The organism is Shewanella sp. GutCb (assembly GCF_002836135.1).
Classification (GTDB): domain Bacteria; phylum Pseudomonadota; class Gammaproteobacteria; order Enterobacterales; family Shewanellaceae; genus Shewanella.
In genome coordinates this window covers 49,960-70,297 of the sequence record NZ_PJBL01000003.1, presented here as the reverse complement: position 1 = coordinate 70,297, position 20,338 = coordinate 49,960, and the positions used below count along the sequence as shown (strand labels likewise).

Sequence of the window (20,338 nt, the reverse complement as noted above, 5' to 3'; positions counted from 1 at the left end):
CTTTTATACTAATGAATTACTCAAGATCAATGGTGATGACATTGGTTACACCGGACGCCAATGTCAACATTCCAGTGGTGTAGAACTCGCCACTTTTAGCGTGTGCTTTTAGGTAATATTGACCGCTATTTAGCATTTTTGTTCTGGTATCAAGCGTAATGATTGATTTCTTGTTCATCCAACCGTTGTTATCCATTGAATATAAATATTGGTTACTCTCTAATGCCGCCCCGCTATCGAGATGAAAGGCAACAAAACGCACCATAGTCATACCTTTAGGGTTTTTCTCTGAAGAAATTGAACGGATAACACCGTAATCTCTATTAGTTTTCCCTGTGCGATGAGCGCTGATATCCTCAGATTCATTGGAATATTGTGGCTTATTATGAGTGTAATCAGTACTAGGTGAGTTAGTGGTCGTCGTTGTTGACGAGCCTATACTGGCGATATCTGAAACCGAGCTTGTTATATTGCGAATGTCTGTGCTTTTACAGGCACAAAGGCTTAATAGTGCAGTGCATAGGAGTACTTTTTTCATTTTTTAATCCATTAATAAGAGCTTCAATCCATGAAAAACATCATAGTTAAACAAGGTTGCTAATTTGTTGCAGTGCTAAAATAGCAATCGATAGGATTTGAGTCAACTTAGTTATCTTGATGAGTTATATGCTTTATATGGGTTTATCAATCGACTGTAGTTGATGAAAACATCAGCATGGCGGGCACTCAACTTACTGGTTCACACAACCTTCCTATCTTGAATTTAAGTGATGTTGATTTCATTATTAAGCAACTATTCTGCTGTGGTCTGCAGGCTCTAAAGTGTTATCAACTGCTTTTCTGCGTTATTTCAAACGTTGTGACCGTGACTTTGTTTTTGATTTCAGTCAATATAATTGAATGGTAAATAAGTACTCTAGAATTAAGCGCTTACTTATAAACGCTGCTAATTCAATCAAGCATTAAGGGGAAGTTGTGATGTCATCATGTCCGAAAATTGTGGTTATTGGCGGAGGAGCGGGTGGACTAGAGCTTGCCACTCAACTCGGTCGTAAACTGGGTAAGAAAAACTTAGCACACATCATACTTGTTGATAGAAACCGCACTCATATTTGGAAACCGCTACTGCACGAAGTCGCAACGGGCTCGTTGGATTCGGATCTTGACGGCGTTGTCTATTCAGCCCACGCGGCAAAGCAGGGCTACCAATTTCAGCTAGGGACTTTTTGTGGGCTTAACAGTGACGAGAAGTCGATATCAGTCGCGCCAATAACCGATGATATGGGTAAGGTGTTGCTTCCCGAACGTCAAATACAGTACGACAAATTGGTGATTGCTATTGGCAGTGTCAGTAATGACTTTAATACGCCAGGCGTTCAGGAAAACTGCTTTTTTCTCGATTCACACCAGCAGGCAAATCGTTTTCATAATGCATTGCTTGATAGTTTCACTCGGGTGCATCAATCGGACTCTATCAATGAACTCAATATCGCCATAGTGGGCGGCGGTGCCACTGGCGTGGAGTTGTCAGCCGAGCTTTACCATGTGACCGATCTATTAAAAGTGTATGGCTTAAGTAAGATGACAGCAGACAAACTCAATATTCATCTAATAGAGGCCGGTCCACGGATCTTACCTGCATTAACTGAGCGTATCGCATCATCGGCTCGACACGAGCTGAGCCAGCTAGGTGTGTCGGTGATGGAAAATACCCGTATTAGTGAAGCGACAGCTGCAGGTTTTGTGACCTCAGAAGGTCAGCTTATCGCAGCGAACTTAATGTTATGGGCTGCTGGGGTAAAAGCGGCAGACTTTATTAAAGAACTGCAGTTTTTTGAGCTCAATCGAGCCAATCAAATCAAGGTTCAAGCTAATCTTAAAAGTACCGTTAATAATGATATTTATGTCATTGGTGATTGCTGTGCGTTTGAGCAAGCCGATGGTAGCTTTGTGCCACCAAGAGCTCAGTCTGCTCATCAAATGGCGCAGTGCGCCGAGAAGAATATTATTAAAGAGATGAATGCTGAACCGTTGGTCGATTATGTTTATGTGGACCATGGCTCGCTGGTTAATCTATCTCGTTACAGCACTGTGGGTAGCTTGATGGGTAATTTGACCAAAAGTAGCATGTTTGTTGAAGGCAAAATTGCCCGTTTTGTCTATATATCGCTGTACCGAATGCATCAACAAGCAATTCATGGCACCTTCAAAACGATAGCACTGTGGCTAGCTGAAAAACTGATGCGAGTAGTGCGTCCGAGAATGAAGCTGCATTAGCATTGACGCATCAAGGCGCAGCAGGATTATCGTTCTATAGTCGACTAAGGTAAAGTAAGCACAATAGGAATTTGTTATTTTTCGCAACCAGATGGATATTCGATGAGCAGCACTGAGATTGACTTAGGCGTAAGTTTCGACAACAGCTACGCAAATGAACTCAAAGGGTTTTACGTCTCCGCTAAGGGAGATAAAGCGCCAACGCCGGTGCTGGTAAAGTTCAACCAGGCATTAGCTGAGCAGCTAGGTATCAGTAATAGTAATACTGAGCAGCTGGCCGATGTCTTTTCTGGAAGTGAAGCGCCTCTTGGTTCTGCGCCATTAGCCCAAGTTTATGCCGGCCATCAGTTCGGCGGATTTAGCCCACAACTTGGTGATGGTCGTGCCTTACTATTAGGAGAGGTGCTGGATGAGTCAGGTCAACGCCTCGATATTCAACTTAAGGGGTCTGGTCGTACGCAGTTTTCTCGCGGTGGTGATGGTAAAGCGGTTCTCGGCGCTATTTTACGTGAATATATACTGTGCGAAGCGATGCATGCCCTTGGCATTGCCACTACGCGTGCGTTGGCTGTCGTCACCACTGGCGAGCCCATCTACAGAACGCGATATTTGCCGGGCGCGGTATTAACCCGAGTGGCCACAAGCCATTTACGGGTGGGAACTTTTCAATATTTTGCCGCTCAGGGTGAAGAAGACAAACTCAAACAGCTGGCCGACTATGCGATTGCACGTCATTACCCTGAGCTAAAGCAAAGCCAACAACCTTACTTAGATCTCATCTGTGCAGTACGAGATAAGCAAGCCGAATTAGTCGCCAAATGGATGTTAGCCGGTTTTGTGCATGGCGTGATGAATACTGACAACATGACCATCAGTGGCGAGACTATCGACTACGGCCCATGCGCGTTTATGGACAACTATGACGCCAATGCCTTGTTTAGCTCTATCGATCAAGATGGTCGTTATGCCTATAGCAATCAACCCGCAATGGCGCAGTGGGATCTAGCGCGATTAGCCGAAACACTACTGCCTTTTATCAATGAAGATTCTGACGATGCGATAACGCAAGCAACCGATGTGATAAAAGGATTTTGGGATGTATTTAAGTCTCATTGGCTGCTAGGAATGCGCGCAAAACTGGGCATGACAACTGAGGTTGAGGGTGATTATGCACTTTGCGAGCAGTTGCTTGAGTCAATGCAAGCTCAAGCAGTAGATTACACTCAGCTATTTCGTCAACTCGCGGTAGATTTAACCTCCGATAGCAGTGATGCTGAAATGCTGTTTTCTGACCCGAGTCTATTCATTCTGTGGAAAGTGCAGTGGCATGAAAGGCTGAGAAAAGAGCCGTTAGCCACTGCAGAACGTGTCACTATGATGAATGCGGTTAACCCTGTTTACATCCCGCGAAACCATCTGGTTGAAGCTGCGATTGAGGCCGCTGAAGAGCGTGGTGATTATCAGCCATTTGAGGCATTAATCTCGGTGCTTGCTAATCCTTATACGATGCAAACAGGCAAAGAGGAGTTCAGCCTTTCTGCGCCCGCAAGTTTCGGCAAGTTCACCACTTACTGTGGAACGTAATTTACATTTTCAATAAAAAAAACACGCAATGAATTGTCATTGCGTGGTGGTCGAGTATTGATTACCTAACTATTATTTGGGTGAGGTATCAATCTAGGAACGCTAACTCAAGGTGAGCTTTTTCACCTTTAACTTCTACTGCGACGCGATAGTTGTCGATGGCATCTTTCCATTCAATTGCATCTAACTCTAAGTTGTAGACCCCAGGTTCAGCTTCAGTGACAGCCAGAGTGCACTCTTCATCTTCAATACAATTTGAATTGTTGGCCTGATGCCAAGCAAGCTTATATTTAACGGAAGAATCGCCTTCTTTTGGATAGCCCATGATGATTAAGTTAAACCCGCTAGCATCTGTCACTAGTTTGTCATCATCGCCGGTGAGGGTTAACGCAACGTTACCACTTGCACCGTCAACTGCTTTCAGACTAACACTCAAAGTATCAGTTTCATTTATGCCAATAGTAGTGACGGGTGGCACTGGTGGCTCAATAGGCGGCTCTACCGTTTTGTTATCATCACTGCCACAACCGAATAGTAGTAACGAACCTAGGCCGAACGCGCAGTATAATTTAGAATGTTTCATAGTCTTTCTCCCTGCATTTAGTGGCCAGTGTGGCAGGTATCACATGACATATTAGTCTGCACGCTTGGTGCAAATGTGGACTCTGAAGTGTGGCAAGATTGGCATCCGGCAACAGTGTCAGAAATCGGATGGTCATTTACTGTTTCACCATCAAATGCTTTATTAAGCATGACCACTAATTCATAAACGACAGAGGCGGATAGCTGCTTACAACGCATGCCTTTTTGGCTAAACGACTTGCCATTTTCTCTCGCCCAAAGGCTGATAGAGGAGTGGCATAAGATGCTGTTTGCAGAGGTAGGAGTGCCGACCTGATCTAATGTTTCGGTCATATCTGCGCCAATGCCCGTAATGAACTCAGCCGTTTGCAGCGGTAAGGCTTGGCTTTCGTAATAGCGCATTGTTGGGCTTAAAAGGGAGTTAGCAGACTCTCCGTTAATTGATAGCAAGTTAGCAAGCATGCCAGTCGCGTTAATATTACCGCAAACTGTTCCTTCACCTAACATGCCAGCATAACCGTATTTGGCCAATGCAGTAGGCACTAAGGCAAATTTCTCAGCATCTGGTGAACCTGATAACGCTAAACTTTTGATGATGCTGTCAAACACTTGGAACATACAGCCGTTGCCCGTTTCATAGGCAAGTTTAGCTACGGTCATAGGGTCTAGCTTGGCGTAAGCGAGTCTTTCATCTACTGCTAGTCTCCACTCACCAGTACTGCCGGTGACTGCCGCTAGAACTGGGTTAGCCACTAAAGCACTACCTGCGGCTACTGAGGAAATGCCAATAATACGGTGTATAGCTTGTCTTCTATTTAGTGTTTTCATCTTAATCACGTCCCATTTTTTGTATGTCACTCAATACTTATGCTGAGTGTTTTGAATTAGCTGCATACAGTTGAAAAGTTGCCCTTATTGAAGTGCAATTCAATGCTGCAGTGGCTTGAGATAAGAATGACAGGGCTGAAAAATGCTGATGAGAGCTACTTCAAAGTAATTTTCACGCAAACCTTAGCGGTATCCTTTGGGTTATCTTTCGATGTTATTCACTGCTTTTTGATATCATATTGGAGGGTAATGCTGAGGCGTGGTTCTTGTAACAGTTATAATGCTGATTACCGCTTTTTATCCACCTTATTACTACTAGCGTTTATTGATCTAGATCTAATGAATGGTTGAATCACTTATTAAATTAAATATTAGCCATTTATTTTATTGCGTGGGGCATAGAGTAAATGAGCTATTTTTGACGGGATGAGTCAGCAGTGATACCGAAGTGGGCTTTATTTCGGTTTAGCGTCATACACAATAAGAGCTAGAGCTAATAAAATCATTGATATGGTCTACATTATGACTATAACATTAGATCTATTGCATGTTTGGTGATAAATAATATCGAGCATTACCAAATTGTGATTGGCTGGATGTTTGTGTTGTGTTAATTCCAGTAAAATAGTTCAACGATTTTATATGGACGCTATTGATATGCGGTTAAAAATCTTTGAATTTGATATTGCTAATAGTCAGTTATTCAATAGTGAAACTCAAAGCTCATTTCATCTAACACGCACCGAATGTCAAGTACTTGAACAGTTGGCAGCTCACCCAAACCAAGTCATGAGCAAAGGGCAGCTTGCTTGCGCGGGATCGCAAACGGCAGTGATGAGTGAGTCAGCGGTGGCCAAAGCTGTTTTTACCTTGCGAAAGTACTTTGGCGAAGCTCATGCTGAGTTAATCGAGACATTTCCGCGCAAAGGTTACCGCTTAAATATTACCCCGCCGAGCGCGAGTTGGTCCCAGCAATCTAAAATACGTAAAAACTATCTTATATTAACGGTAACCGTGCTGTTTTTGAGCTGCATTGCGGTGGTGACGGCGATGCATCAATACATCTTATTTAAAGAGGTTGATGCACCGATTAAAACTAACCGCAACATTGTGTTGGATAACGGCCAGAAAGTGATACTGACTTGGTTGGAGTCTCCCACGATAAGTCTGCGCCAAGAGGTGCCCATAGAAGACAAAGTTATTTCAGCGCTAAATCGTTGCCCACATTTAACATGGGGTCGAGTGTACCTTGCATTTTCAAATGACATGCAAGTGCTTAATATTTCGATGTTAGGTAAAACGCCAAACGGGGGCACATTAATGAGAAATATAAAAACTATCGATTTTAGCTTGAGCCCAGAGTTTATTTCTGAACAATGGCTTGAAGAGGTATCGCTCTGTGATTAGACATCTAAAAGTGGGTTTGAGTGGCGCATTATTAGCGTTAATTATCGGCGTGGTTGTCTATCAGCACATTAAAGCCACCGAAGTGGATATCGTATTATCATGTCGCAATGAATTGGTGGCAACGAACCCCAAAACACACGTCATTGAACATCATTCACTTATCGCTGATTTTTCCCTGCAAAAACGTTCAGCGAGTATTAGTTATCGATACTTCACAACGGATGGCATTCCAATTGCTACTCTGCATTTAAAAGGCGATGTGCTGAGTGCAAATAAAGACAAGGATATTTATATCCTCAATTTGGTCAGTAGTGAGCTTATTAGACATAACAGTGAGTTGTCATTACCCTTGCATGCCAAACATTTAGAAGCTTTCGCTAGCCGCAATATTACTAAGGAGGGAGTGCATAACTTAACGATACAAATTGCCAGCCGTAATCAAACTAAAAATACCGCACTACTGTACTTTTTACCCAGCACTAATATCTGCGCCTGTAGTCTGGTGACCATGGGGTAGCGAATAATCCAAATGACTAGCGCTAAGCTAGGGCTAGCCATTTAAGCAGGTACACTATTCTCTTACGACTAACTCTCCCTTTTGTGTTTAGTCATGGGAATGGCTATGCTGCAAATTTCATGATGAATATAGTTCACTAAAACTGAATTGTACGTGGAGTGAAGCAAAAGCTGATTGCTGCAGCAAATTATGCCGGCACCGTAAGGTTTACCATGCAGGCGGGAATGTCGCGTTATCAATAACCAATCACTATTCACTCAATCGCTTATCTAAGACATTGCAACGCCTAATCCAGTGCTCGCTAAATCAACTATAATTTTAACTAATTGGTTCGCTCTTACATCTTGGTTAGTTGTACAGAAATCACAGTGTGAGACGTATGTATAGGTAGGATTATGACAGAACTTAAGGTTAAAAATGTGGGAAAAGGGCTAGGGGTTGAGTTGCCGCAAGAGATTGTTGAACAGCTGCATCTTGGTGCGGGAGATAATATTAGCTTAGAAAGGATGGCTCACGGCTGCTATCGACTCACCTCCCAAAGTGATGGGGTGTCGGAGCAGATGGCATTAATTGAAGGTTTTATGCATGAAGAAGATGCTTAACTTTTCGCTGTGTTAATTCGTTCACGTCGAGTGATACAAGTAAGGGGGAGGGGGGCTAATTTTATCCCTTAAAGCTGATGCTCTTGAACATAGGTAATGGGGTCCTAGTGGAGGTGTTAAGTTTTGGTATGGGGAATTAAGTCATTTGCTGGCTAAGCGCTATCACTTATCAGCAAAAATCCTGATAGGCTCATCTTCCCTTTGTCGGCTTTATTGTCTTTACCTTCAAATTTACATTCAGCATTTAAGTTAATTGAAAAATTGCTGATTTTAGTTTTATCAATCCTATCCCATTTTTTTTCCAGAAGTTGAATAGACGGTAATTATTGGCGCCTTACTAAAGCTATTGGGTGCAGAAATTGACTCTTTTTCAATAAATTGGCGTTAGCATTGCTAATGATGAGGGCAAGCAGTAACGCTACTATTATCAATAACGAGCTTGGACGAGAGCACTGCATAACAATATTCTTTACCGAAGAAGCTTATCACTAGCATGTACAGGTAAGCGTTCAGTGCTAAGTATCGGCATAGAGAAGCTTGAGCATGACTCAATGCTCAAGCAGGGCTTTAATGCACGCTTTGATGACTGAATCTTAAGTGCTTGGCATCTTTAATCAGCTTGATAAAGTCATCTCGGTTCATGCGTACTAAGTTGCTATGATCCCCAGCCTCAAAGTAGATCTCTTTAGCTTCAACCAATAGATCATCATAAACAGCCTCTAAGTTATAAGCTGCACCTAGGGAGGGGATGGCGCCATGCTGACAATCGTCGAACATTTGATAGATCTCTTGCTCCTTAATTAAGTGAAGCTCTCGATTTAGTTTATCACCGAGCGAACGCAAACTAACTTTATGGTTAGCGGGTAATACGGCCATCACCTTGCGGCTTTCGTGATCTTCTAAGATCACGGCTTTGGCGAGTTGTGTGGGGGATATGTGCGCAGCAATAGCTGAGCTAATAGAACTTGCACTGCGAGGGTGGGGCAGGAGATCGTACTTTACGTCATTATCATCTAAATACTGATTTAATCGGCTTGAAATAGTCATAGTATTACCTCTTTTTGCGATATGACTTTAGCCTTAATTATAGTTCAATCGTATTGATCTTGTCGGTGGTTAAAGACGGTACAGCGGTCAAGTATTTAGTGAGTGTGGAGTGAATTTGATAGCGTGAAATTTAAGCCATTGGTAAAGGTAACCCAATGGCTTGGTATTCTTAGTTTTGTTGCTTGGGGTTATAGGCTAGTTGGCAGCTAAAGCTGGCACCGCCTAAGTGACTGCGACCGACAAGCAATTTCCCCTGCATTCGTCTTGTTGCTGCTTTGGCAATAGCCAAGCCTAGACCCAACCCTCCCGTTTGTTGGTTACGACTTTTATCTAAGCGGGAAAAAGGCAGAAAGATGGTTTCAAACTGATGGCTATCAACGCCAGTCCCATCGTCGTCAACACTGACTACAACGAGGCCTTTTCCGCAGGATTTGCGGCTAGAGCTGACTGTGATCTCAACTTGAGAGCTTGCGTACATAAGTGCATTGTTAAACAGATTATCAAACATCAATCGTAAGTATGCTGGCTCACATTCAAGCTCAAGTGGCTGCAGATTTAATTTAACGGCGATAACATTATCGGTAGTTAACTGCATTATTCGGCTCTGCAAATATTCATCTAGTTTTATTCGTTGTGTGTTTTGGCTATCATCTTGGCCTGTTACTGCATTTAGCTTAGAAAAGGTGAGTACTTGGCGAGTTAACTTTTCGATATCATCGATATAGTTATCGATATTATCTAGTAATTCTAGCTCTTCATTTTGCAAACTACGTTGACGCAGTAAACCTGTTGCCAGCTGAATTCTACTCAGTGGTGTGCGTATTTCATGGGGCACCGCTTGGGCAAAAATTTGATTCTCTTTTACCGTTTCAGTAATGGCATTAGCCATTCTGTTAAAGCTGTCTGCCAACTCATTAACGGGCTCAGAATAGGTCTGGCGAGCACGAATGTTGAGCTCGCCCTGACCAAACTTTTTATTTATATCAACCAGTTGGTTAATCTGTTTTTGTAGCCGCCGAACTGAAAAGTATAACGTAGTACCTAAGGAAATAATCACTACAAGCAGCAGTAAATAGGGAATAAACTCAGAAGGGTCGTCACGTAATAATTCTATAAAACTGCTGCTTTGTTGTTTATTGGTTCTATCAAAAAATAAACTATTTGGCAGCCTATCTGAGATTAAGATAGTGCCATTAGTTTGGTAAAGTGGATAAATGGCTAATAGTTGCTCGTCAGATAATTGATATATTGATATTCCTCCGATATTGCTTAAAAACTCACAATCAGAGCAGTCTTGCTTAGCATTCCAATTTGCTTGCCAAGTAATATTAAATTGAGGATGTTGCCCTTGATAGCTATTAATATATTGCTCTGCAGACAAGTGCGTACGCTGCATGCCTGAGGTGGCTTCAATAAAGATTTGATAGCTATCATCATGGAAATCGACCACATCACTTTGTTCTAAATACTGCTCACTCAAGTAGAATGTTAGGATAATGCTGGCAAACAGCGCCGTAAGCAAACTCAAGTAAAGACGCGTAAAAAGAGGCGGAAGATAGTTAGCCATTGATCAACATGTATCCTTTGTTACGTATCGTTAATATCGTTTTGTAGGGGGGCATGTCATCATTGAGTTTTCTTCTTAGCCCTGAGATCCGCATATCTACTGAACGATCATTGAAATCATAATCAATGCCTCTTAATGATCGGCAGCAACTCTCTCTAGAAACAATGCTGCCAGCATGGGAAGCTAGTAGCAGTAACATATCGTACTCAGCGGTAGTGAGCACAAGCGTAAGATCGTTATAGCTAACGATTTGCCTGCCGGTATCAATAGTGAGTTGTCCAACGTGCAATTGGTTGTAACTCGGGGTTACGGGTCGACTGCGTCTTAGTAAAGCTTCAATTCTGGCAAGCATGACATGTGGCCGCACTGGCTTAGTGAGGTAATCGTCGGCGCCAAGTTTGAGTAGACTGACTTCGCTAATATCGTCGCAGCAGGCCGTTAATACCAAGATAGGGCCTTGATAAAACTTGCGTATCTGTTTGCACACCGATACCCCATCTAACCCTGGTAGCATTAAATCAAGAATGACTAAGTCGGGCTGCTCCATCCTTACAGTGCCTACTGCTTGTAAGCCATCTGCAATCACGCACGTACTGTAATCTTCAGCTTCAAGATACATGGCGGTTAAACGAGAGATCTCTTTATCATCTTCAATAATGAGTATATTTGCTTTACTCACAGCCATTTACCTTAATATTTAGTCTACCAATGTTTGATAGAAACACCTGCTCAATCAATCTGATTTTACAGATTATTGTTACTAATAACAGTTTGCTTACACCTGCTTACATAGCATGCCGCTTGCTTACTTTCTCTTACCCTATGAATTTAATGGTCATGTTAATTTTATGGCTCAAATCAAAGAGGTTTTAGGAGCAGTATATGGTAGCTAAAGTAGTATTGGCAGGGGTTGTCGCAGTAAGTTTAATGGCCTTAACGGCCTGTAACTCTGATTCTTCAACCATGGCAGTAGGTGATAATAACAATAATCCTGGCTCTGGATTGTCAGCAGAAACAAAAGCACTCGGTATCGAGACAGTGCCTGCGTCGCTGTCAACAACCTATAGCGCAGCGCTGAAGTTTAATCGCTACACGCAAATAAAAGCGCCTAATGGAAAATCTATCCATATTATTGCGCAAGACTTGATTAGCGATAACCAGATAGTGCGTGCACGCGCTATCTTGAGCCATTACTTGACCAATTTACCGGGCTCTGAATTTGGTAATGACAAATCAGCAGTGACCAATAAGATAGCAGACAATGGCGCGATCTTATTACTCCTTAATGGCAGTGACGATGGTACTAATCCTGCTACAGAATTAGGCGGGCAACCGCTGTATCAAAATGAAATTCAAGTAGAAGGTGGTGCTTGGTATATCAATCAAAACTATGAAGAACATCGCGATGCGAGTTTTGAAGAGATCCTGCATATGATGCATGACTACGGTATCGGCGTGGATCAGAATAGTGAATTCATCGGCGCCTTGCCTGGCTATCAAGCTGAAATTAGAGCGGCTCAAACCACAGCGCTAAATGATAAATTATGGGGCGGAGATCAAAGCTGGATCACTGAACTCACCGCTGAAAATAGCTTAACTCAAGAATACCTCGCGTCAGTTATCGATGCTTATTATGGTTTATGGGGCGCATGGAGTGGCAGTGAAACCCACAGTATGTGGGGCGGATATATTGCGAAAACACGTGCTGAAATGAGCACTGAAGATCCTCTCGGTGCTGAGTTGATGAATAATAAATTCTTTCATTCGTACCTGACCTATAATGCGCGCATTGATGCGAGCTTTATCGGTGACTTTAGCCTAAAGTTCAATCGTGATATTGGCTATACGCATCACTCGCAATATCTTAAGGATGTGACGTTAACTGGCAGCCTAAACAGCAATGTGGTGGTTAATCAGCTTGATAATAATATTACCGGTAACAGTGGTCAAAACGAGGTGAAGTTTAGTGGTAAGGCATCGCAATACAGCATCGAAAAGCAAGACAATGGTGCTACGATTATTACCGATATGGTGAGTAATCGAGATGGCGTTAATACCTTGACTGGGATTGAGAGTGCGGTATTTAGCGGCAGCAATGTCACACTATAAATAGCCACTAATACGTTTAACATTTAAGCTGCTTATCGAAGTAGCTTTTCTGTCACTTATTACTGCTTTTGTCGCGAATCTATATTAATGACTATATTGATTGTTATAGGTGTATGCTGGTGGTCTCTGTTTATAAAAGTAACTCATCAATGTTAATTTTAACGCCTAAGACTGGATGTAGTTGATCTTACCTCGCACCTCTCAAACAGGTGACGATTCCTCCCTTTTTGCATCAATTGCAAATGACATCGCAAACAAAGGCTACAGCATTAACCCTGCTGCTCTGCCACACGATTTAACCCATTTATTAGCCTCACATATTACCACTATGCCCGACGCTAATTTTAAGCGCGCTGGCATTGGTCGCTCAGTTGATCATAAGATTAATGACTTTGTGCGTACCGACGCGATTAGCTGGATTAATAATGACAGTGAAGCGGGCACGGCTTGGCTTGATTGGACTCAGGCGCTGCAAGTGTTCTTGAATAGAAGACTCTTTTTAGGGCTATTTTCGTTTGAAAGCCACTTTGCACATTACGCTGAAGGTGATTTTTATAAAAAGCACAAAGATGCCTTTATCGGTGAGGGGAATCGAATACTTTCTGTGGTGGTTTATCTTAACCAATCTTGGTCGAAAGACGATGGCGGAGAGCTGGTGATATATCAAAACCAACAATCAACATCTGCGATTATTGATGACCATACGGTTCGCGTTACACCCGGTTTTGGTACCGTGGTGGTCTTTTTAAGTGAAGAGTTTCCCCATGAAGTGTTAGCCGCAAAACGTGACCGTTTCTCTATCGCGGGTTGGTTTAGGCTCAATTGCAGCATTGCCAATAACATCGACCCACCAAGTTAATGTTACTTATCTAATTTTGGACTCATGGCTCAGTGAAAGAGTGATGTCTGCAGTGCCTCATGCTGCACAGAGGTCGTAGCTATCACTTAATGGCGTTAGTCACGCATGCAAGCTTCATCAGCGATGAGGTGTGTCTGTAGAGCGGCATTAATGTAAATAAGCATCAACTTCTACTGCCGTGGACGGTATATTGTCATAAAGTGTTTAACTCATTTTAAGCTAAGCTGCCTATGGCTAGACGTAGTAGTGACTCACTTTTCGACAATAACGCTGCTGAAAATTGAAGGGACTCATTTTCATGGTGCGCACCGCATCGATCCAGCCAACAATCATCGGCACTAAGGTCCAGCTAAAGATTAAGTACAAGCTGCCCTTTAGGTGTTGACCTAAATAGAACTTATGTACGCCCAGCCCACCGAATAAAAGGCTAAACCATATCGTGAGTTTTTGATTTTTAATACGAATATAAGGATCAACTCCAGAGAGTGCCTCTAACCCTTGAACGACATGGCACTGGGGGCAGGTCACCAGATTAATGTCGATTTTTTGGCTGCACTGTGGGCAATCTATTTCTTGCATCGCAAACTCCAATAGTCAATATTGCTAATGAGCCATTATGCGTACAAGCGTGCGCTGAAACATAGGTGCATAGTTCACATAATTAAAATAAACCCGAACGTTAGCAGGGCAGCCATATCATGGGAGGTGGTGAATACTCAATACTGAGTAAGATTATCTCGCTTCACTGTGAAGTTAGCGGAAGCATCGTTTTCCATTTGAACGGTGAGATGATTTTTAATGAAGTGCTGCAATAGCCATTTGGTTCGAGAGATTCGGCTTTTTATAAAAGAGTTAGCGAAAAGAGGAGGAGTGATGTTCTCCTGCTGAGCTCTTTTGCAAGCTGTTGGCCAGACTGAGCATACTCATGACTGGCCAGCTCGTAGTATACGATTGTTAGGCGTGGTGCTCTTTTAATTTCAGGAATAGGACGTCTTTTAAATTAGCGCGCTGTAATTTTAGCTGATGCATATGCTCGTCATCGGTGGGACTACCGTCAATTTCTAGCTGACGAATTTCATAATCTAATAAATGATACTGTTTGGACAGTTCTTGGAATGCTTCGTCTTTATGATTCAAATAAACAATGTCTTGTTTAAATTCTGGGAAGTCAAAAATAAGTGCATGATTCTCATTTAGCATAGGTACCCCTGAATGGTGAACTGAAAATTATTCTGTTTGTACTACCAACACTACAGCATTATGGATTTTAACAAAGGGGTATATCTAGGTATTTTAGCGATCTAGTTAACAAAAAATCGCAGATTCTACTTGTTTTAAGCACTGAGGGCCGAGTCAAGGTATAAAATACTAATTTGACTCTGCTCTATTTTCGATTAACACCGCAGCAGTCGCCCTCAATTTAGAGTGCCCCAGCACTGATTAATTTGCTTGAAAGTGACCATGAAAACCGAGAGGTAGATGATAGGGCAGCCAAGCCCGTGCCATGGGGCCTGAATTGATATCGTTGGCGGCAAATATGTTAAGACAAGTCCGCTTACTGGGCACATGCAACGCGGTACCAATGAGGTATCCAGTACCTTCAACTGCTTTAGGGCATACGCTAATGTGTTCTTCCACTAGATAGTCTTTGCCAAAATTGAAATGTTGCTCAGCACCGCTATTGATTGATGATACAGCGTCACTCCACAAGCTTTGCTCATTGCTCGATAAATGATACAGATAATCGTAGATTAAGTGGCTATATCAGCGAATTAGGTCAGTGTGACAGATGAGAACTTGGGCTCGCCTGTTCATTTTATGAGAAAAATAAGCCAGTCGGATAGCTAGTCAAGAGAAGCGCAGCAGACAAAGAGGGAAGCTACAGAGGGCTGGTCGTTTGCATGTAAACCGAGTTCGCCCCGTAGCTGACTAAAACAATGAGTATTACTCTTGCTTCAAAGTCTGCCAGTAATCGTATAGGCCATTGATATCAGATGAGCACATTAATGCCATGGCACTTTTTAGCTGTATATCACTCCATAACCACCATTGCATCTCAAGTAGTTTAGCGATCTCTGTTTCAGGAAAACGAAAACGAATATGTTTCGCTGGATTTGAACCAACAATAGAGTAGGGCGCGACATCTTTAGTCACCACAGCACGGCTGGCGATAATGGCGCCATCACCGAGCTTAACGCCACTCATAATCATAGCTTCAGTGCCAATCCATACATCATTGCCTATAACGGTATCTCCTGAACGTTCAAAGCCATCTTTAGCGTCAGTAAAGTGTTCGTTTTCTTGGTAGAAAAATGGAAAAGTGCTCACCCAATTATTCTGGTGCCCTTGATTACCCGCCATCATAAATACTGCACCTGAACCAATTGAGCAGAAGCTACCAATAATGAGTTTATCGACATCAGTTCTATCGGGCAGCAAGTAACGGGCACAATCGTCGAAACTATGGTTGTGATAATAGCCAGAATAATAGCTGTGTTTTCCCACAATGATATTAGGGTTTGTCACTTGCTCTTGCAGTGATTTGCCGACAAAGGGGCTGTCAAAATAATTGTTCAAACTCAATATCCTCTATGAAGTACTTAACTGGTGCATGATGTTAACTCGTTGTAATTTTGCTAGCAGTCCGTCATCACTGTGGTGATTGTTGGCTCACCTGATGTTTGCCAGTGATACTGAAAATAGCAGTTAGTCGCTTTAACCTCTGCGGCACTAGGTTCACTTTTATCTAAAACACTTTTAGGTGCAGCAATAACGGCATAGCTAGTGGGTACGTAAATACGGTAAGCCCATTCGTTAACATCTAATCCAGCACCTTCAAATATTTCGGGTGGAGAGGAGTAATCAGATAAAAATCCACTTGCAGTAGCTGTTGCAGCCCATGGTTGATAGTTACTGCCTTTTACGCCAGAAAACTCGACCACATCAGTAAAAGTATTACCTGAAGTCATGGTTTTGGCTTTAAATAGCGATACTGCGGTTTTAATTGAACCCACGGCCCCTTTAATCACAGCAACGTTTGCATCTGATTTCATATTGATAAATTTGGGCAATGCCGTAACAGCCAAAACACCTAAAATAATAATAACGACAACCAACTCTATGAGGGTGAAGCCTGAATTGTGGGGAAGTGATGCATTTTGTTTATTCATATTCATTTTGAGTAACGCCTGGTTATTATTTACAAGTTTGTCGAGTAGCTGAATAGCTATCATCTACTGTTGAAAGAGTGTGGCAATGCAGACGCAGCGTTAGTTGCTTTGTCTCAATAGCGACGCTGTTTTTGCGGCGAGTCTGTTAATTATGCCGTGCGCTTCTTTCAAGCTTGCACCGGTATCTTTGCGATAAAGCCTGATAGCAGTTAGTTTTTTACCGAGAGTAATGGCAGTTAATACTTCTTTAGATACATTGATGTTGTTATGAAAAAAAATACCGTTGTTTTTTAACAAGGAGTCAATTTTGTGTTCGATGACTCTCAACCGTTTGTCGGTTGACCTCTGTGTGTTGAAGCTAACAATCAGTATGAATAAGCCTATAATAAGTAATTCGTCCATGATATAAAATCTCCATTGTGGTATCGCACTCTCGTTAGAGAGAGTAAAGCAGTAAAGTGCTCTTTTATCCTTATTGATAAGGCGAGTATGTAACATTAACTTATGAGTCTACAAATTTAATGTGTTTACAACAAGTGTGCAGCCTCACATTCACGATACAAAAAAGCCGATAATGACATAATCATTATCGGCTTTTTTACGGTTGTCTTTCAGAGTACCAGTTGCTCAGTCTGTATTAGCTTTCGTTTTCAAGCCATTCAATATCTGACTCCACCCAAGCTAACGTGAGCTGCGCTAATGCGATATAGAACTTACCGGTATCGACATTGGCGATCTTAGCGACAAGCTTTGGTAACCAGTTAGCTAGGTAGTTGCGGATAAACAGCAGTTGCTCTTGGTGACGGCTATGCATGCTGATATGTGCTATATAGGCCAATATCACCGCGAGATGATCTGCGGGCTCGGGGAACTCGCTTTGCACCTGCAACTGACTCTGTTTTAAAAACTGCGTCATCTGCTGGTGCTGCTCACCAAAGAGCAATGGCTCATTGCCTTTTGTGGCAGGTTTATCACTTGAGCTTTTATTTAAATAGAGGCTAGCGTATGGCGAGGCACTGTGCTTGGTACCGACTAAAAACAAACCACAATAATCAGCCGAAAGCTCGAGTAGCGCTTTGTCGCTATTAAGCTTTGCGAGTTCAGTTACCAGCACATCAACATCTGCTTTAAAATCGGGCTCACTAGCAAGTTGAGACCAAAATTCTTGTGCTTGAGTACAGGTCAATTCATGCAATGTTTTATGATCTACCTCTTTCGCAAACAATGATGAAAGTAGCTGATAAATCGTGCTTCTGACTTGATTTACGGGGTTAGCTGTTACTGCGCTCATAGTGTTATCTCAACGGGTCCGCTAAATGAGCTTACAACAGGTACTTTACCTTTATACTTTTCAAATTCAACTAAACAAGTGTAAGCAGAGCAAGCTTGAGCAAGCTTTGAAGTACCAATATCTTGCGTCAGAGTGTTTGGATCGCCGTAGCTACACAGTGCGCCAATTTCTGCGCCACCCTCTTTGCTGCCATCTTCGCCGACGGGACCATACCAAGCGCCTTCGTGGATACGAATAACCCCTTTAGGGAAGTTATTTGAAACCACTGCACCAGCAAGCAGCTGACCGCGGTCGTTAAACACCCGCACCACATCGCCTGCTTTTATGCCGCGTTGCTTGGCGTCATCAGGGTTTAAGTAGACGGGCTCACGCCCCTTAACAGTGTAAGTTTCACGGTACTCTTCTGACTCGCACATTTGTGAATGCAAACGCTTATCAGGGTGGCAAGACTGCATCCACATTGGGAATTTGTCTGAACCTGGACCGCCATGGCTGCGTTCTGATTTTTCCATCCAAGTCGGGTGACCTGGGCAGTCATCGTACTGGTACTGAGCTATTTTACGGCTGAAGATCTCAATTAAGCCAGAAGGAGTTCCTAAAGGATTGATCTCAGGGTCTTCTCTAAAGGCTGCGTGACGTGTCCAAGGTTTACCTTCACCGAAGTGAACGTAACCCTCTTTCCAGAACGCATCAAAGTCTGGCATGTCAAACTTACCCGCATTGGCATTTTTACAGTCAGTGTAAAGCTTGTTTAGCCAGTCACGTTCCGTCATACCACGGGTGTACTCTTTTTCTTTACCCATTAGGCGGGCAAAGCGAGTGAAAATTTCGAAATCTGACAAGCTGTCAAACAGCGGTTCAACCATCTTCTGCATCGCCAGTACACCGCGGTTAGCATAACTGCCGTAGACGTCGATGTCGTTACGCTCAAAAGTGGTACACGCTGGCAGAACGATATCTGAGAAGCGACAGGTCGCAGTCCAGTTCATATCGATAGTGACCACACACTCAAGCTTTTGGAACGCTTGCTTCATGCGGTTACGATCTTGGTGATGGTTCCAAGGGTTATTACCGGAAAAAACCATCATCTTGATATCTGGGAAGGTGACTTTTGAACCGTTAGAGTCAATGGTTTTGCCTGGTTCTAGAATGGCATCAATCCAACGCGCAACTGGTATGGTGCTGCTAGTGCCTTTAAAGTCATTGCTATCGAACAGTGGCTTTTGGTCTTCGTCCAAGTTACGTGGGAAAGCGCCAGGTGCTGCTGCACCTGATGATGGCACGCCAATGCTTGAGTAGTGGTGACCATAGCTAATACCGCCGCCAGGTAGACCAATTTGGCCTGTCATAGTGGCAAGTACCGCTGCCATCCAATAAGGTTGTTCGCCGTGCTGCTGGCGTTGAATACACCAGCCCATGAGCATTTGAGTGCGACCTTTAGTCATCACTTTTGCGAGATCGCGGATGATCTCAGCGGAAACTCCTGTGATCTCAGCAGCCCATTCAGGTGTCTTCTCTACACCATCAGTTTCGCCTTGGATATAGGGTAGGAATCTATCGAATCCTAAGCTGTATCCTTCAATGAATTTAGTGTCATGCAGATTTTTAGCCACCATTTCATGGGCGATACCTAGCATTAATGCCACGTCAGTTTGTGGATTAACATACAGCTGCTCACAGCCTAAATACTGCTGCGTTTTGGTGACAACAGGATCGATACTGATAACGCGTATTTCACCCTTAGCCACTTTCTCTTTCAGCTCGGCAAGATAAGCATAAGACTCATGGGTCTCTGCGTTCCAGCCGACTTGCAAGTTTTTATAAGGGTCGTTAGACCATAAAATGATGGTCTTTGAGTGCTCTAAGATTAACGGCCAAGATGTACCTTGAGCGTACACCTCAGTTGAACCCAAGATGTAAGGCAAAATGGTTTGTCCTGCCCCTGTTGAGTAGTCGCCAACCTTTTTAACGAAGTTGCCATGCATGCCTACGGCGCGTTGCATATGGCTAGTGCTTGAGTGCAGCTGGCCTGTTGCGCGCCAGCCAGTTTGGCCAGCATGTAGCCCTGATGGACCATATTTAGTTTGTACTTCATCAAGCGAGTCTTTAAACAAAGACAGCGCTTTATCCCATGTCACTCGCACAAAGCGGAAGTCGCCTCGTTGCGTGGTATCGCTTTTGTGACCCTTGAGTAAGAAGTCTAAGCGCACCATAGGGTAGCGTACACGCGACGGGTTATAGACCAAGCCTTTGACACCGTTAATCATGTCGGTTGGATACTTGTCTCTTTCAAATGGAATGACTTGATCTATCACGCCATTTTTGCGCTTCATTTTAAAAGCACCAAAGTGCGATCCTGTGGTGAGCCAACCTTCGTTAGTCTTGGCTGCTGAAGCGGCTAACGCATTCAATGGCGCAAGGACTGACGACCCGCTAAGTACAACATAAGATGTGCCGACTAAGCCTTTTAAAAAGTCTCTTCTTTTCATAATGTGATG

21 protein-coding genes are annotated in these 20,338 nt (G+C 43.1%); 7 read left to right on the top strand and 14 right to left on the bottom strand.

Features of this window, described 5'->3' with window-relative positions; translation table 11 throughout:
* Nucleotides 1-16: 16 nt before the first annotated feature.
* Nucleotides 17-538 carry a hypothetical protein gene (locus tag CXF86_RS03590; RefSeq protein WP_102038361.1) on the bottom strand — a complete coding sequence of 174 codons (522 nt, stop codon included), beginning with the start codon at nucleotides 536-538 and terminating at the stop codon, nucleotides 17-19.
* A gap of 437 nt (nucleotides 539-975) precedes the next feature.
* On the opposite strand from CXF86_RS03590, the gene CXF86_RS03585 reads away from it, so the two are divergent.
* Nucleotides 976-2,277, top strand: a complete 1,302-nt coding sequence (locus CXF86_RS03585) for an NAD(P)/FAD-dependent oxidoreductase (protein WP_102038360.1) — start codon at nucleotides 976-978, stop codon at nucleotides 2,275-2,277.
* A 102-nt stretch (nucleotides 2,278-2,379) separates the two neighbouring features.
* A complete protein-coding gene (locus tag CXF86_RS03580; protein ID WP_102038359.1) occupies nucleotides 2,380-3,861 on the top strand; it encodes a protein adenylyltransferase SelO in 1,482 nt (493 codons plus the stop codon).
* An 88-nt stretch (nucleotides 3,862-3,949) separates the two neighbouring features.
* On the opposite strand, the gene CXF86_RS03575 is transcribed toward CXF86_RS03580, so the two are convergent.
* Both CXF86_RS03575 and CXF86_RS03570 read right to left on the bottom strand, forming a co-directional pair.
* Nucleotides 3,950-4,444 (bottom strand): hypothetical protein, encoded by a 495-nt coding sequence (locus tag CXF86_RS03575; protein WP_101091403.1) that lies wholly within the window; start codon nucleotides 4,442-4,444, stop codon nucleotides 3,950-3,952.
* 17 nt (nucleotides 4,445-4,461) lie between these two features.
* Nucleotides 4,462-5,271, bottom strand: coding sequence for a cytochrome c3 family protein (locus tag CXF86_RS03570; RefSeq protein ID WP_101091404.1), 810 nt, complete (start codon nucleotides 5,269-5,271; stop codon nucleotides 4,462-4,464).
* 657 nt (nucleotides 5,272-5,928) lie between these two features.
* On the opposite strand from CXF86_RS03570, the gene CXF86_RS03560 reads away from it, so the two are divergent.
* The 3 genes from CXF86_RS03560 to CXF86_RS03550 all read left to right on the top strand — a co-directional run bounded on the left by CXF86_RS03560 (nucleotide 5,929) and on the right by CXF86_RS03550 (nucleotide 7,797).
* Nucleotides 5,929-6,678 carry a winged helix-turn-helix domain-containing protein gene (locus tag CXF86_RS03560; protein ID WP_180961001.1) on the top strand — a complete coding sequence of 250 codons (750 nt, stop codon included), beginning with the start codon at nucleotides 5,929-5,931 and terminating at the stop codon, nucleotides 6,676-6,678.
* Entirely contained in the window at nucleotides 6,671-7,195 is a 525-nt protein-coding gene (locus CXF86_RS03555) for a hypothetical protein (protein WP_102038356.1), read from the top strand. The genes CXF86_RS03560 and CXF86_RS03555 overlap by 8 nt, the downstream gene beginning before the upstream one ends.
* A 395-nt stretch (nucleotides 7,196-7,590) precedes the next feature.
* A complete protein-coding gene (locus tag CXF86_RS03550) occupies nucleotides 7,591-7,797 on the top strand; it encodes an AbrB/MazE/SpoVT family DNA-binding domain-containing protein (RefSeq protein ID WP_101091408.1) in 207 nt (68 codons plus the stop codon).
* Nucleotides 7,798-8,364: 567 nt separating this feature from the next.
* On the opposite strand, the gene CXF86_RS03545 is transcribed toward CXF86_RS03550, so the two are convergent.
* The 3 genes from CXF86_RS03545 to CXF86_RS03535 all read right to left on the bottom strand — a co-directional run bounded on the left by CXF86_RS03545 (nucleotide 8,365) and on the right by CXF86_RS03535 (nucleotide 11,096).
* A complete protein-coding gene (locus CXF86_RS03545; RefSeq protein ID WP_101091409.1) occupies nucleotides 8,365-8,844 on the bottom strand; it encodes a YbaK/EbsC family protein in 480 nt (159 codons plus the stop codon).
* 169 nt (nucleotides 8,845-9,013) lie between these two features.
* Complete coding sequence (locus tag CXF86_RS03540) at nucleotides 9,014-10,411, bottom strand: ATP-binding protein (RefSeq protein WP_102038355.1); 1,398 nt, start codon at nucleotides 10,409-10,411, stop codon at nucleotides 9,014-9,016.
* Nucleotides 10,404-11,096, bottom strand: coding sequence for a response regulator (locus tag CXF86_RS03535; protein ID WP_257985278.1), 693 nt, complete (start codon nucleotides 11,094-11,096; stop codon nucleotides 10,404-10,406). Before CXF86_RS03535 ends, CXF86_RS03540 begins: the two co-directional genes overlap by 8 nt.
* Before the next feature lie 197 nt (nucleotides 11,097-11,293).
* On the opposite strand from CXF86_RS03535, the gene CXF86_RS03530 reads away from it, so the two are divergent.
* Both CXF86_RS03530 and CXF86_RS03525 read left to right on the top strand, forming a co-directional pair.
* Nucleotides 11,294-12,520 (top strand): hypothetical protein, encoded by a 1,227-nt coding sequence (locus tag CXF86_RS03530; RefSeq protein ID WP_257985277.1) that lies wholly within the window; start codon nucleotides 11,294-11,296, stop codon nucleotides 12,518-12,520.
* A 181-nt stretch (nucleotides 12,521-12,701) separates the two neighbouring features.
* Nucleotides 12,702-13,379, top strand: coding sequence for a 2OG-Fe(II) oxygenase (locus CXF86_RS03525; RefSeq protein WP_101091411.1), 678 nt, complete (start codon nucleotides 12,702-12,704; stop codon nucleotides 13,377-13,379).
* Nucleotides 13,380-13,613: 234 nt separating this feature from the next.
* Here CXF86_RS03525 and CXF86_RS03520 read toward each other — a convergent pair whose 3' ends face one another.
* From CXF86_RS03520 to torA, 8 genes are all read right to left on the bottom strand, one after another.
* Entirely contained in the window at nucleotides 13,614-13,958 is a 345-nt protein-coding gene (locus tag CXF86_RS03520; protein WP_101091412.1) for a TM2 domain-containing protein, read from the bottom strand.
* Nucleotides 13,959-14,333: 375 nt separating this feature from the next.
* Nucleotides 14,334-14,579 (bottom strand): HP1242/YdcH family protein, encoded by a 246-nt coding sequence (locus CXF86_RS03515; RefSeq protein WP_101091413.1) that lies wholly within the window; start codon nucleotides 14,577-14,579, stop codon nucleotides 14,334-14,336.
* Between the two features lie 240 nt (nucleotides 14,580-14,819).
* A complete protein-coding gene (locus CXF86_RS03510; RefSeq protein WP_257982725.1) occupies nucleotides 14,820-15,119 on the bottom strand; it encodes a carotenoid oxygenase family protein in 300 nt (99 codons plus the stop codon).
* A 204-nt stretch (nucleotides 15,120-15,323) separates the two neighbouring features.
* On the bottom strand, nucleotides 15,324-15,956 hold the full coding sequence (gene catB / locus CXF86_RS03505) for a type B chloramphenicol O-acetyltransferase (protein ID WP_101091417.1): 633 nt from the start codon (nucleotides 15,954-15,956) through the stop codon (nucleotides 15,324-15,326).
* Between the two features lie 59 nt (nucleotides 15,957-16,015).
* On the bottom strand, nucleotides 16,016-16,555 hold the full coding sequence (locus CXF86_RS03500) for a type II secretion system protein (protein WP_269801702.1): 540 nt from the start codon (nucleotides 16,553-16,555) through the stop codon (nucleotides 16,016-16,018).
* A gap of 93 nt (nucleotides 16,556-16,648) precedes the next feature.
* The gene (locus CXF86_RS03495; RefSeq protein WP_102038353.1) at nucleotides 16,649-16,951 is read right to left on the bottom strand and encodes a hypothetical protein; all 303 of its coding nucleotides are present in this window, start codon (nucleotides 16,949-16,951) and stop codon (nucleotides 16,649-16,651) included.
* Between the two features lie 235 nt (nucleotides 16,952-17,186).
* Nucleotides 17,187-17,840 carry a molecular chaperone TorD gene (torD, locus tag CXF86_RS03490; protein WP_102038352.1) on the bottom strand — a complete coding sequence of 218 codons (654 nt, stop codon included), beginning with the start codon at nucleotides 17,838-17,840 and terminating at the stop codon, nucleotides 17,187-17,189.
* Nucleotides 17,837-20,329: a trimethylamine-N-oxide reductase TorA gene (gene torA / locus CXF86_RS03485; RefSeq protein WP_102038351.1), complete on the bottom strand. Its 2,493-nt coding sequence runs from the start codon at nucleotides 20,327-20,329 to the stop codon at nucleotides 17,837-17,839. Before torA ends, torD begins: the two co-directional genes overlap by 4 nt.
* Nucleotides 20,330-20,338 lie beyond the last annotated feature (9 nt).